Source organism: Cryptosporangium phraense (assembly GCF_006912135.1).
GTDB lineage: Bacteria > Actinomycetota > Actinomycetes > Mycobacteriales > Cryptosporangiaceae > Cryptosporangium > Cryptosporangium phraense.
In genome coordinates, this window is sequence record NZ_VIRS01000037.1 from 3729 (window position 1) to 17742 (window position 14014).

The 14014-nt window shown below is 74.8% G+C and carries 1 protein-coding gene (running past one end of the window); it reads right to left on the reverse strand.

Annotated elements, in window-relative coordinates; translation table 11 throughout:
- Positions 1 to 14014, reverse strand: partial view of a WXG100-like domain-containing protein gene (locus FL583_RS40520; RefSeq protein ID WP_170324006.1) — the 3' portion only. 23318 nt of this gene lie beyond the right edge of the window; the window shows 14014 of its 37332 coding nt (coding positions 23319-37332); its start codon lies beyond the right edge, outside the window — the gene reads right to left on this strand; the stop codon is at positions 1 to 3.

Below are 14014 nucleotides of genomic sequence, written 5' to 3' on the forward strand. Positions count from 1 at the left end.
TCACGAAACGCCCGAGGAATCCACCGCCGCCCGGTCCGCGCCGGCCGGCAGCTGACGCACGCCGGTGGGCGTGACGAGCGCCCAGCCCACCGCCAGCGGCACCAGGATCCGGATACCGTGCTGCACCGCCAGCTGCTGGTACTGCTGCGGGGTCACGCCCGGCCACGGCACCCGGAAGATCACCAGCGCCCCAGGAGAAACCCGCGGAAGCAGGCCGGTCAGCGTGGCGATCTGGCCACCCGGCCGCGGATCGGTGTTCTGCCCGATCACGATCGTCGGCGGGTCGTCCGGGGAGGCTGGCGCGAACGCGTTCAGGCCGGTCCCACCCTCCGGGCGGCCGATCCACAGCAGGTCGTCGCGCCGGTGGACGCCGAGCGGCAGGCCGAGCTGCGCGCCGGTGTCGATCGCGTCGGTGACCGCGGCGATGTCCAGCGCGGCCCCCACCGGGCTGACCCGGGGACCGGCCCGGTAGACCGTCCAGCCGGTGGGGCCCAGCGCGGCGACCGTCGCCCCGACGGCCGCGGCCTGCTGGGGCCAGGCGGGGCTCGCGACCGGGTTGAGCAGGACGATCAGCGTGTCCCGGCGGGCGGGACCGGCCGCGTTCAGCACCGCGTTGACCGCGGGCGTCGGATCCGGCAGGCCGGGCCCGGCGTAGACGAACACGGTCGGGCCGGTCCGGGACGCGGCCGCGTCGAGCCAGGCCGTGTGGTGGGCCGCGTTGTTCGGCGGCTCGTTGACCCAGACCGTGTTCCCGTCCGCGATGGCGCCCGGCGGCAGCCCTTCCGTCCACGGCGGGACGGCCGGGGCCACGAGCGCGGCCGGCGTCGGCTCCCCGGCGAATGCGGACGTGCTTCCGTCCGGGTGGTGCACGACGCCCCCGGCCACCACCATCGCCCCGTGCCGGATCGCCAGGTTGCGCAGCGTCGAGAAGGCCTGCACGCCCACCGGCCGGGTCATCAGCACGATCGGCGCCTCCTCGACGGTCAGGCTGTCCAAGGTGGCGTCGAGCGAGGCCAGCGGGTTGGCGATGTCACCGACCACCACCACCGCGTTCTCGAACCCGGCCACGATCGGCGCGACCCACTCGGCGTCGAACGCCCCCAGCACGATCGCGCCGTCGGCCGCTTCCGAGGCGAAGTCGGGCAACGCGTAGGGCTCGATCGGCGACGTCACCACCGGCCCCAGGCTCGGCCCCCTCCCGTTCGCCCGCACCAGGAACCACTCCGTGCCCGGCGGCGACACGAGCGCGCCGTCCGGAATCTCGTCCGGATGCTCGACCTCGGCCTCCCGCACGCCGATCACCGTAAGTCCGGGCAGCTGCCCCAGCACCCGGAGCGCGTCGCGCTCGCGCGGCGACACCACGATCACCAGCGGATCGACGGCGGTGGCCAGCAACGGCTGGAGGTCCGAGGCGACCAGGTCCAGGTCGTCGCTGTTGATGACGACGGTCAGCCCCTCCCGGGTCGCCGCGAACGCGTCGAAGAAGCCCTCCTCGGTGGTCGACGCCGGATGCGCGCCGATCCGCAGGTGGTTGGTGTACCCGACGGTGTGGAGGCCCAGCCGCGGCTGCCAGCGCGTCCGGCCGAACCACTCGACCAGCATCTGCTGGATCCGCTCGCTGCCCCCGCCCGGCAGCAGCGACCGCACGGCCTGGAACGCGGCCAGCTCGGCCGCCTGATCGGCGACGCCGAGGTGCTGCCCGATCGTCTGCGACGGCCCGTAGGCACGCGTCCGGTCGACGCCTCCGACCAGGCCGGCCGCCAGCCGCGCCTGCAGCTCGATGACGCCGATGTCGAGGCTGCCGCCCCACTGCCGGATCTCGACGTGCTGGCGGGGCGGCGGCGGTTCGGACCACATCGCGTCGCTGAGGTCACGCACCACCGACACGAGGTTCAGCGCGTTGTACCGGGCCTCGCCGGTGAGCGCGGAGAGCCGGTCCTCGTGGGCCTCGAGCAGGTCGCCGTCGGCGTCGTCGGGGACGTGGTAGCCCTCCGACGGCTCCAGCAGCGGACGGCCGTAGTGGACTCCCCGGTGGTAGCGCGAGCCGGGCACGACGCTCAGCCGGTACAGCGTGTCCTGGACCGACGCGAACCGGCCCTCCAGCGCCGCCAGCCCGCCGATCGGGGTGTCGCCCCCGACCAGGTGGTCGACGTCCACGTGGACGTGGCCGCCGGTGCGGGCGGTGGCGACTCCGCCGTGGCGGCGCACGATCGCGGTGGCCAGCGCGATGTTCCAGTAGGTCTCCGGGGTGCTGGGGAGGATCGGCGAGACGATCTCGCCGTCGACCGAGCTGTCGAGCTCCAGCCGCCAGCCGTCGCGGCGCGTGGTGTAGCCGGCCCGGCGGGCCGAGCCGTACGCGTTGACCTCGGCGTTCTCGGAGAGGCCGAACCGCTCCAGGTCGGCGGCGATGCGTTCGAGGCGCTCGGTGCGTTGCTCGTCGGTCAGCGGCGGGACGAAGTCGAACTCCAGCTCCAGTCCGATGTCCCGGCCGGTTCCGTCGAGGTCGGGGTCGGTGCGGGGGTCGGAGTACGGCAGCAGGGATTCCTGCCGGATCCAGGTGACGAGCTGCGCCTCGGTCGCGTCCGGGTTGGTCGGGTCGAACCCGTCCGGCAGTTCGACCTCGTCGAGGTCCATTTCGACGTCCGTATCGACGTCCATTTCGACGTCCATTTCGACGTCCATTTCGACGTCACTGGGCTCGCCGTCGGCGGAGTCCACCGAAGCCGGGGCCGCCGGAACAGGAGCCGGGTCCCAGGCGGTCAGGGGCAACGGCGCCGGCGGGCGGTCCAAGCGTCCGACCCGGCGGGACGAGCCCGGCTCCGGAGCCCGGCGCATCGCGGTCAGCGTCACCCGCCCCCGCGCCACCGCCGGGATCCAGACCGTGTCCACGGTGGCCGCCACCGAAGCCAGCCCGGCGTCCCCGGGCACCGCCTGCTGGCTGGCCCGCACCAGCACCGCCGTGCTCACCGGGACCTGCACGGTGAGCACCGCGTGCCCGGCCGGAATCACCCCCGGCGCCACCAGCGACGCCTCCAGCCGCCCCTGCGCCCCGGTCGTGTCCGGCACCCCGGCCGCGTCCACCGGAACTACGACGAACGCCTCCCGGATCGGCGCCGCGTTCAGCACCACCACCGGCCCGATCCCGGCGATCCCGTGCGGCACCGGCGTCGGGGCCGTCCCCGGCACCCGCCGGGGCGTCATCGGCACCGCGTTCGGATCGCCCGGAACCGGCGCCACCGACCGCACCCCGTGCAACCCGGCCCCGTCGATGTCGGTGAGTGCGTCGAACCCCTCCGGGCTCTCCGGCAGGAACAGCTGCCAGCTCTCCTCGTCGTCGGTGCGCAGCCGCTGCGGGCCCGACGTCAGGTGCACCTTCACCGGCGGCGCGAGCACGGGCAGGTCGGTCACCGACGCCAGCCGGGCGGCGAGCCCGCCGGTGATCGACCCGGTACCGCACGAGACCAGCGTGAGCCGCTCGACGCCGTCCAGCCCGTGCTCCAGCGCCCGCTTCAGGTTCTCCGCGTCCAGCCGCACGAACCGCTCGGAGCCGTCCGGCCGGGTCACCGACGCGATCACCGACAGCCCGTCGCCGTGCACCACGACCGGCAGCGACCGATGACCGTTGACCCGGGAGAACCGCAGGAAGTCGGCCGACGTGATCCGCCGGTGCGTCTCCGCGGTGACCAGCGCGACCCCACCGTGCGCCACCGGGCGCAGCGCCAGCGGATGCCCGTCCGCGAGCACGACCCCGTTCGGTCCCCTGGTGACGGTCGCGAACGGCGCCGCGTCCATCTCGGCCGTCGACAGCGTCACGGTCTCGGCGGCCTGGATCGCGGCCCGCAGCCGGTCGGCGGTCTGCCGGGCGTCCCGCAGCGCGGTCGCGGTGTCGGCCGCCGCCCGGGTGAGCACGTCCGACGAGCGGGTGAGGACACCGTCCAGGTGCGCGCGGAGGTTCGTGACCTGCGTGAGCGTCGCCGCCGCCCGGTCGGCCCGCAGCCGCCGGTCGGCCGCCGCGTGCAGGTCGTCCTGCACGCGGGCGTCCAGCTCGGTGAGCACCGGGCCGTACGGCGGGGCGCCGTGCCGGAGTGTGAGCGCGGCGGTGATCGCGTTCCGGCGGTTCTGGGCCTCGGTCTCCGCGGTCCGCGCGTCGGTGGCCGCCCGGGTGGCCTGGGCCGGGTCGAACCGGCCGGTCACCCCGTCGGCGGTTCCGATCTGGTCCCGGAGCGTCTGCGTGAGGCCGTTCGCGGCCTGCTCCAGGGCGGTGTGCTGCGGGTCGGCCAGGTATTGCTCGGTAGCCGCGAGCGCGTTCTCCAGCCGGGTCAGCGCCCGCCGGGCCGCGTCCAGCCCAGCCGGGGTGGTGAGGTTCCGCGTCGCGGTGTCGGCCGCCGTCTCGGCCGCGGTCAACGGCCCGCGCGCCTCGTCGTGGCTGATCCGGTAGGCGGTCACCGGCCCCGGCAACTGTCCGCCGGTCAGGCCGACGACGCCGGGCAGCGCGGTCGCCAGCCCGTCGTGCCAGCGCCGCCCGTCCCGGTGCGCGGACCGGTGCGCCGGCCGGTCGAGCACGCCGTCGATCGCCGCCCCGGTGCCGACCGCCGTGTCGGTCCACTGAGGGTCGCGCCGGGCCGTCCACTCGGCCGAGGTGACCGTCCGCCCGTTCTGCTCGACCTGGGCCAACCCCTGCAGGTCGGGCGTCAGGTTGGTCAGCAGGTGCTCGGCCGCCGCCTCCAGCTGGGCCGCGACCGCCGGGTCCGCGGTCGGCTCGATCCGGATCACCGGTCCACTCGGGAGCGGCGGGGACGACGCCGGCGCCGGCTGACGCGAATCCCGCAGCGTGAAGCCACTCGGCGTCGCGTCCAGCGTCACACCGGGCAGCGCGGCGATGACGTACGAGCCGTTCGACGCCGTGATCCCGTGCCCGCCGACGCCCCCGGGCGCCCCGGTCAGCCAGGTGTTCACGGCCCGGTCGTCGCCGTGCTCGGGGGTGCCGATGAGCTGCCCGGGCGGGGGCGGCCGGTGCGTGAACCGGGTCGGCACCGGCGTCCAGCCGGGCTCGCGGGCCGGGTCGAGCGCCGACGCCGGCACCACGGTCGAGGACGTGACCGGCGCCCCGGTCAGCACCGCGACCGCACCCGGGTTCACCGGCGCGGTGTCGAACTGGATCGACGTCGGCACCGGCCAGCCCGGCGGCGTCCGGAGCCCGGCCAGGCCGGTCAGGAACGCCTGGACGTCGAAAGCGGTGACCCCGGCCGCGGCCCGCAGTCGGGCGGTGCCGTCCGAGGGCAGCGCGGTGAGCGGCACCGGCGCGGCCGGCGGAGTGCGGGTCAGCACGAGCTCGCCGTTGGCCACGTCCAGGTGCAGCCCGGCCGGCACCGGGATCGCCGCCATCGACGCCGGGTCGCCCAGCCGCTCGCGCCAGCCGGTCAGCCCCAGCTGCTCGGTGTCGCCGCTCCACAGCCGGAACAGCGCGGCCTTCGGGAGCACGACCGAGCGGGCCTCGCTGGGCAGCGTCGACTCGACGGTCATCGTGCGGTTCGCGTGCCTGGTCGGCGTCACGGTCAGCTCGACGTCGGACGCGTACAGGAACGACCAGCCCTTGTGCTTGCCCTTGCGTCCGTCGCCGATGCCGCCGGTCTCCGACGTCCCCTGCTGCCCGGCCGACTGGCGTCCGACGCCGATCGACGGCTCGTGCCGTCCGGTGTCGAGCGGGTTGCGCTGGGCCTCGACCGGGAGCACCTCGCCGGTCCGGGCGGCGAACCGGCCCTCCAGGAACGTCTCCCGACCGCGCTCGGTGCCGACGCGGTGGGCCTTGCCGTCCTCGGACTGCTTCTCCAGCTCCAGACGCTCGCTGTGGTCGATGAGTATCGGCCGGTCGCGCAGCCGGGCCTCGATCGTGAAGTCGCCGAGCTCGGTGGTGAACAGCCCGTCCCGGAAGATCGTCCCGGGGTCGACCTCGCGGGTCAGCGCGGCCCCGAGCAGCGCGGCGAACGTCGAACCGTCGGTGAGCTGGTCGATCACCAGGTCGGCGTCCGAATCCTCGGTGAGGTCGGACGGCCGGCGGGGGCCGGCGAACGCCTCTTCGATCAGCGTCCCGAGCTCGGCCGCTCCGTGCGCGCCCTCGATCCGGAAGTCCATCCCGTCGGGAAACGTCCAGGCCGTGCCGTCGGCCGGCCGGGTCACCCGGGGCGGGGCGGGCGCCGCCACCACCGACCGGGGCGCGGGCCCGGCCGCGAACAGCGCCCGGATCTCCGGGGCCTTGTCGACCAGCGTGTTCGGCACCGACACGGTCAGGCCGCCGACCTTGGTGATGAGGTCGCTGGCGAACCGCTGCACCCGCCAGGACCGCGCGACCGTGTGCACGTTCAGGCCGGTGGCGGCCAGCGCCAGCCCGAGCCGGTTCGGGACCCGGCGGCGGGTGATCCTGATCCGGTAGTCGAGGTCGGTGACGAACGCCTCGGTCGGGTCGGACTTCTCCGCGTACTCCGACGTCCCCTTGATCTCGCTGTCCCGGACCGACTCCTCGTGGATGCCCAGGTTCGCGCCCGCCCGCGCCTCCGACACCACCGACTGCAGGCCGTTGTCGCCGGTCAGCCGGGCCCCACCGATGTAGCCGAAGCCGCCGGCCAGGTTCCACAGCCGCCGCTTGACCTTGGTCACCTCGGTGACGTCGGTGGCCGCGGTGAACGTCGACGTGGTCTGGCCGGCCGCGTTCCCGGTCGGGGCCTGGCGGGTGTTGAGCTGCGTCGCGACGAGTTCGACGGTCACCTTCTCGTCGTAGAGCCAGCCGCGCTTGGTGAAGCGGTCCTTCATCCCGCCGTCGAACAGGCCCTGCGCCCCCGACCGCATCCGCCGCTTGCCGGTCAGCTTCCGCACGCTGTCGACGATGTCGTCGTAGAGGTGCGCCGGGACGTCCCGGTCGGCGTTGTCCAGCGCGGTGCGGATCTCGGCGTCGTCCAGCCGGGTGGAGCTCCTGACCGTCGACAGGCCCAGCATCCGGTGCAGGTAGGGCGGGGCGATCCGGTGGCCGGCCGGGGCCGGCGGGTTCGCGACCGCCACCGGCGGCGCGGCCGGGTTCACCCGCTGGGCCGCGACCTGCCGGATGATCCGGTCGGCCTCGGCCCGGCTCACCTTGAGCAGCGCGCCGGCCGGGATCGTGACCGACGTCGAGACCCGCCGTCGGTTGTGTCCCCAGACCGTCGGCCAGATGTTCTGCGTCTTCACCTGACCGGTGAAGGTGAGGGTGACGGTCGCGAGCAACCGGCTGGTGTCCTGCTGGAGGACGTCCCGGCGCGCCTCGGTGTGGCTGAGCTCCCGTTCGGTGCGTTCCGACGTTCCGCCGGACCACCCCTGCTGCAACCGCGGTAGTCCTTGGTGGACGTCCCGGGGACGGCTCTTGTCCCGCTCGACGAGATCGGTCGCCAGCGATTCGACGACGGCCAGTTCGACGCCCCGGTCGCGCCGATCCGAGCTGTCGGTCTGGTGGGTGACGTCGTCGGAGCGGTAGAGCGTGTGGCCGGTGCCGTCGGTCTCGCTGATCACCACCGGGTCGGACAGCTCGACCTCGACGTCCAGGTTGCCGAGCAGGTCGGTGAGGTGGCCCTTGCGCAGGACGTCGGCCGGGGTGCCGTCGCCGTCCAGATACTCCTGGATCGCCGAACGGATCGCGTCCGGGGTCAGCCGGTCGAGGATCGCGGTCTGCGACGGCGTGCCCGGCTCGGTCAGCGCGGACGCCTCGTACGTGTACTGGCGCCCGCTCCGGCCCTGGATCGTGCCGCGCTGCCAGCCGCTCCACAGGCCACCGAGGCCGAGCAGCCGGCGCACCGGCTGGGCCTTGCGCACCCGCCGGGCTGCACCCGGTGCCGTCACCGGATCCTCGGTGAGCGACCCGGCCAGCGCGACGTCGGCGGCGACCATCGCCTCGGCCGGCACGTTGACGTCGTCCAGCACGAACGGGCCGTCCAGCGTGAACGCCCCGGGGTTGGCCGCGGGTGGGACGTCCTCCAGGCGCAGCTGGGGCGCGGTGGCCGCCGGGAGCACCGGGTTCTGGACGGCCCGGGTCACCGGCGGCACCGCGAGCCGCAGCGCGTCGGTGACGGTCAGCGTCGTCGGCGCCGGAGGCGCGGGCGCCGCGGCCGCCGCGGGGGCCGCCGCCGGTGCGGGCGCCGGGGCCGGGAACGTCGCCGCGGTCGGGGCGGGCAGGCGCCGGCCCATCCGGCTGAACGGAGCGGCCATCGAGCTCGGCCGCTTCGGCGTCTCGACCTCGATCGAGTACGTCAGATCCGACGTGTACTCGTGCAGCGCGCCGTCGTACTTCTCCAGGTGACCGCCGGTCAGCGTGGTCACCCCGCCCATCCCCCGGCCCCGCCGGTAGAACCAGGTCGGTCCGAACCGGACGATGAACCCGCGGATCCGGTGGTGCCAGCCGGTCCGGGCGCCGAGCTCGAACGCGAACCCGGCCCGCCAGCCGCTGCCGGTGCTCGTGCCCTGCGAGTCGCGGTCGAGGTTCTGGACGACCTGCTCCAGCTGGGTGCCGGCCACCGGCCCCCGGTACGTGAACGGCGCGTTCGGCACCTGGGCCTTCACCCGCACCAGCACCGTCGAGGAGTTCGTGACCAGCCCGCGGGTGAACGACGACGGGCGGCGCAGCGGGATCGTGACGCCCTCGCCACGCAGCGTGGAGAACGAGCCGCGCAGCGCCGACTCGGTGACCTTCGAGACCAGCGCGGCCCGGTTGCGCAGCTGCAGCCGGGTCGGCTCGTGCCCGTCGCGGGGTAGCAGCTCGGGGTCGACCTCGACCACCGCTCGGACGGCCGCCTCGTACAGTTCCTGGCTACCCCGGACCTCGCGCAGGTCGGACAGCCCGATCGGCTGCCAGTTCCCGACCCGGGGCGCGAACGGGGACGTGGCCGGCACGGTCGCCGGGTCGGCCGGCAGCGGCGCGACGGCGGCCGGGGCGTCGGGATAGCCGAGCGCCCTGGCGTCGGCCGGGGTGATCCAGACTCGGGCCTTGACGACGCCGAGGTTCCGCGCGGGCGCGATGCCGGCCCCGGTCTCCACCCGGGTGCGGACGTCGATCGGGATCTCGTAGAGCAGCAGGTCGCCGGTGACCTTGCTCTTGGTGTCCACCCGGGACGCGAAACCCCGGCCGTCGGAGTCGCCGGAGCGCTTCTCGGCGCCCAGGTTCGGGCCGACGCCGAACACGCCGAAGCTGGCCGGATTGTTCGGGGCCTCGGCGAACCCGACCATCGGGCCGCCGGTGACCGTGATCCGGCTGTTCTTGTCCCGCGAGCGCCCGAACGCGCTGGTGACGAAGCTGCGCAGCGACGACTCGTGGCGTCCCGCGGTGCGCCCGGTGGCCAGCAGCACCGGGGTGCCGATCGTCCCGTTCATCGTCGCGTAGCCGCGGGTGGTCGAGCGGAAGCCGTAGACCCCCTCGCGGTCTCGGGACGTGATCTTGTCCGACGAGTAGCCGGTCGTGGTCAGCGGCTCGAGGTTGCGGCCGATCTCGCCGACGAACTCCAGCGCGTGCTCGCGGTGCGGACTGCCGATCTTCTTGAACCCGGCCGGGAGCAGCTCGACGAACCGGTCGAACAGCAGCGCCGGCCGCCCCGGAGCCGGGGGCTGGGTCAGCACGACGTTCTCGACGACCATCGTCGACGGCAGCTTCCAGCCGTCGGCCGGTGCGGCCACCGCGTTCGTCGCCGCGACCCGGGCCGGTGTCCGGGGCGAGACCGCGTTCTCCAGCGCGTGCGGCACCGCGATCGTGACGTCGGCGTTCATCGTGCCGGTGCTGGTCGCGGGCATCGGCACCGCGTACCGGGACCGGGTGCCGACGAGGTTGGCCCGGCGGTGGTGGACGTCGAGCTGGAGCGGGAGCGTGAGGTCGACCGGGCGGGCCTGGTTGGCCGCGTCGCCGTCGGCGGCGAACGTCATCTCCTCGTTCCGGCGGAAGCCGGACGCGGCCGTGACCGCGCTGCGCAGCCGGCTGCTCCACTGCGCGAACACCGAGACCATCCCGCCGACGCGCAGCGGCGCGCCGGGCGGGGCCCCGGTCGGGATGACCTCGGTGAACCCGGCGGCGGCGGTCCAGCCGGTCGCGGCCGACTCGCTCTGCGCGACCGCGCGCTGCGAGCGCTCCGGGAACCGGCGGTCGAGGTTGCCACCGGACGGGAAGTCGCCGGCCGCGTTCCGGTCGCTGGACGCCGAGCCGGGTGTCGTGCCGCGGGTGGCGGCGGTCGGCGGCGGGGCCGAGAGCACCAGCTCGATCGACCGGTCGCGGTGCGAGCCGTGGACGTCGTCCGGGAAGCGCGGGTTGATCGTGCGACGGAAACCGAGCCCGTCGGCGATGTCCCGAACGCCGTCGCGCAGGACGTCGTCCGGGAAGGCTTCGTCGATCGCGGCCCGCAGCGGGCCGTCGTCGACGCCGAGGTTGAGCGCCTGCACCGAGTCGAACAACCCCTGGCGGATCGCGTCGCCGTTGGAGAACCCGATCGTCCGGATGCTGGTGCCGACGTAGCCGCCCTCGCTGAGGATCCAGGGCACGGCCGGGAACGCCTGGCCGGGGTCGAGCAGCCAAGTGGCCCAGCTGTGCCCGGCCGCCTCGGTCGGCACCGGCTGGCTCGCCCCGGTGACGTCGGTGACGCTCACCGGCAGCGTCGGGCCGATCGGTGTCGTGCTGCCGTCCGGGTCGAACAGGATCCAGCGGCCGGTCGGCGGGATGTCCGGGCGCAGCACGCCGTCGGCGTCCACCGCGATCGTGCTGACGAACCCGTTGAACTGCGGCGCGGAGCTGGTCGTCGACTGGAACACGACGCCGGCCGGGGCCAGCACCGGGGTGCCCAGCGCCCGGGCGACCTCGGCCGCGATGCCGTTCGTACCGGTCTCGCACACGACCAGCCGGATCGGACGGGTGTCGCCGGCCGGCCGGTGGGCGCGGATGCGCTCGACGATCTCGTCGGCGCTCAGGCCGCTGTGCGCGACGAACGTGTACGCGTCCGGGTCGGGGGGCAGCGTCCGGGCCACGCGTACCTCGGCGTCGCCGCCGACGACGTGCCCATCGGGGCGGGACGGGTCGGGTCCGAGCGGCGTCACGTCAGTGCTGTCCTCGAAGGTGTCGTCCAGGGACACGATCCGGTCGGAAACGTGCCCGCCGACGTGCTGGGCGACCACGTCGGCGATCGTGGCCGGGGCCAGCACGTCACCACCCGGGACCAGCATCACGCGGTCCCGGGTGTAGACCAGCCAGTGCGCGCCGTCGTCCAGCCGGGCGGCGACGATCACGTTGTTGTCGCGGGCCATCGCGCCGAACCCGGCCGCGTCGAGGTCCCGCCCGGAGGCCGGGGCGGGGGCGATCACCAGCGGCCAGATCGGTGCGTCGCCCCGCGTCCCCAGCGTCCGGCCCAGCGCAGTGGTCACCCGGCTGACGTCGGCCGGGCCGAGGTGGCGGGGCATCACGACCGCGAAGGGAACGCCGGTGTGGAGGGCGTCCCGGTAGGCGGTGCGGGCCTGCTCGGAGTCGGCCTGGCCGGCCGTCCAGAGGATCCGGTCGGTCAGCATCATCTGGGCGGCCAGGTTGAACCAGGCCTGCCCGAACCGCACCGGCTGGTTGGACGAGTCGATCCGGTACAGGCGGTTCGCCTGCCCGTCCGGCGTGATGACGATCCCGTAGGAGTGGTGGGTGACCTCGAGGAACGTCAGCGTGACGCCGTGCCGCCGGGCGGCGGCGATGTCGGCCGCCCGGGTGGCCGCGGACGAGGGCCGGCTGACGAAGACCGTCGCCCCGCCGTCCGGGAAGGCCTCGTCGACCCGCCCGAGCGAACCCTCCAGGTACCGGGGATCGGAGCGGTCGGGCCCGAGGACGACCGTCGGTCCGGTCCGGAACGGGGCCACCCCCAACGCGGCGCCGAGCACGTCCGACGGTGGGTTGCTGCCGAGCAGGACGGCCGACTCGTGCCGCCGGAAGCGGCTGGGCAGCGGCTGCTCCCGGCGGGCGACCGCGTCGATGATCTCCCGGCTGGTCCGCGAGCTCAGCGGGTGGATCGTCTCGTCGGGATCGATCAGAGTCCAGCGCGTTCCGTCGGGCGCGAGCACTCCGCCGGTGCCGGTCCGGGTGGCGTCCGGCGGCCCGTCCGCGCGGACCGCCGTCACCATGCGGACGCCCAGGTGGCGGGCGATCCGCGCGAGCGGGGCGGGGTCCGGGTGCGTGCCGCTGAACACCACCAGCGCGTCGGACCGGCGGGCGTCGGACGCGTCGATCAGGTCGTCGATCGCCGCGGTCTGCTGGGCCCAGTCGGCGTTCTCGGGGACGACGATCGTCAGCCCCTGGTCCGGGCGCGCGAACGGGTGCGCCGGGTCGCCGGTCGCGCCGGTCACCGGCGTCAGCTCGGCGGTCGGCACCGAGGCCAGGTCGGGGACGGTCCCGAACGTGCCGTCCGGGCGGTAGACCCGCCAGGGCTCGCCCGGGCGGCCAGTGCGCGAGACGGCCACCGGGACGCCGCTGTCCCGGGCCAGCGCGCGGGCCTCGTCCCAGCGGCTCGGCGCCAGCGGCTGGGTCGCGACCGCCACCAGGCCCGGCCCGACCTCCCGTCCGACCTGCGCGAGACCGGCCGCGACGACGCTCGACGGACCGACGAACGCGAGCGCCGGTGCGGTGAAGCCGGCCAGCACCGGCTCCACGTCGCTGGGCACCCGGACCGGACCGGTGCGCAGTACCCCGCCCACCTCGTGGACGCCCCGGGGCAGCGTGAACGGGTGCCGGAACTCCGGGAGCGTGCTCGGCGCCTCCGGGAGCGGGTCGAGGCCCAGCGACGGCCCGTCGCCGTTGCCCCGGACCAGGAACCACTCCAGGCCGGCCGACGACGGCGATCCGGGCGGGCGGCGGCGGGCGATCACCGCGCCGCCGAACTCGTCCAGGATGGCGGCGATCCGGCCCCAGCGGGCCACGTCCTGGGGCTCGATGCCGTCCTCGTCGCGGAACACGATCAGCGGGGGCGCGTCCGGGGTGGCGTCGGCGAACAGCGCGCGGATCTGCTCGTCGGACATCAGCGGGAACGACCGGCCGATCGTGCTGACCGTGACCCCCGGCCGTTGCCCGGCGAACTCCGCGAAGCGTCGCTGGTGGTGCTCGGTGGCCTCGCCGAGCGATCCGACCTCCAGGAACGTGCCCTGGCCGATCGCGATGTCGGGCAGCGCGGGCTGCCACCGGGTGGCGGCGAACCAGGCGGTCAGCAGGCCCCGGGTGCGGGCGTCCGGCAGCAGGTTGCTCACCTGCTCCAACGCGGCCCGGTCGTCGCGGGGGGCGTTCCGGCGGGCGTGGTCGCCGACCGGCTGGGCCGCTCCGCGGTCGGCGGCCGGGTCGGTGTTCGACACGAGGCCCCGGCTGAGCTGGGTCTGCAGCTCGATCACGCCGATGTCCAGGCTGCCGTCCCAGAACCGCACGTCGACCCGTTCCCCGGGCGTCGTCGTGCGGACGGCCCCGGTGACGCTGGCGCTGACCACCGACTCGGCCGGGTCGATCTCCGAGCTGACGTCGCCGGCCACCGACGCGTCGTCGTCGGTGTTGAGCGTGGCCAGCACCGGGGCGAAGCCCAGCGCGGGCTGGGAGAAGAACGACGTCGCCTCCGGGTTGCGCAGGCGCCGCTCCTGGGCGGCCCGGTCGCCGGGCGGCGGCGTGCTCAGCGGGGCGGTGCGGCCCGGTCCGCTGTGGAATCGCGTGCCCGGCGTGGTGCCGAGTCGGTAGAGCGTGTCCTGCATCCCGGCGGCCGTCGATTCCAGCGCGATCAGCCCGTCGATCGGGTCGGTCCCGGAGGAGAGCAGGCTCTCGACGCCGACCGAGACCTCGGTCTGGCTGCCCGGGGTCGCGATCCCGCCGTGCCGGCGCACGATCGCCAGCGCCAGGGCGACGTCCCGCCAGGCCGACGCGGTGTTGGTCAGCGTCGGCGAGGTGAACGTGCCCTCGTCGAACGTCCAGCCGTCGAGGCCGAACCGGCGCAGGTCGCGGTTGATCCGGTTTTGCCGC